The organism is Pseudomonas sp. BAV 4579, from assembly GCF_009765395.1.
GTDB classification, from domain to species: domain Bacteria; phylum Pseudomonadota; class Gammaproteobacteria; order Pseudomonadales; family Pseudomonadaceae; genus Chryseomonas; species Chryseomonas aestiva.
This window is the reverse complement of the sequence record NZ_WHOV01000196.1, coordinates 1-669: the sequence shown is the minus strand read 5'-3', so window position 1 is coordinate 669 and position 669 is coordinate 1. Positions and strand designations below refer to the sequence as shown.

The window sequence follows — 669 nt, the reverse complement described above, 5'->3', positions numbered from 1 at the left end:
ATGTTGCTGACAACGTCAGCGGCATACATCCTCAGAATGTTCAGGGCCGTATCGGTTGTCAAGACCCCTGAAATGAAAAAGCCCTCCGAGGAGGGCTTTGGCAGAGCGGTGCATCAATGCGAGCGGATCAGCCTTAATGCCTTGTGTTTGACGTTGGGCCAGTCTAACCAGACAGGCGTACCAACACAGACGACCAGCAGCACTGACAACATGGTGATCCCAAAGGCGGTCTGACTCATGTCATTCCTCCGAGGTGAAGTAGATGCCTACAAGCCAGATTATAACACCTGCAGCTATGGCGTAAGCCGTTAGCAGCCGATGATCGCTCAGGAAGACACCTACTAGACCAGCGGCTACCGAGGTAGTGCCGATCTTACGAAGGTCTTCAGCGGCAGCAGCTAGTTTTTTTGAGGTCATGGTTTTCCTTGATCTAGGGGATGAAGTCAGGAAAACCGCCCTGACGGGAGGTTTCCCGACAGAGGTGGGTAAGGTGTGAATCAGCTGGCCAACGCGACCTCAGGGTCGAACGGGGCGATCAACTGGTCCAAGGAGCCTGGACGCAGCGCGCGAGGCGCAGGCGACTGGACAGGCTCAGTGACAGAGGCGGCAGCCTTTGGTTTGCGCGGCTTGCGCTCACGCTTGGGCTTTTCAGGCTGGGCTTCCTGGGTG

1 protein-coding gene is annotated in these 669 nt (G+C 56.4%); it reads left to right on the top strand.

The window, feature by feature from the left end:
• On the top strand, nucleotides 1-234 hold a 234-nt coding region (locus tag GSQ95_RS26330; RefSeq protein WP_218580229.1), incomplete at its 5' end, for a hypothetical protein.
• Between the last annotated feature and the right edge of the window lie 435 nt (nucleotides 235-669).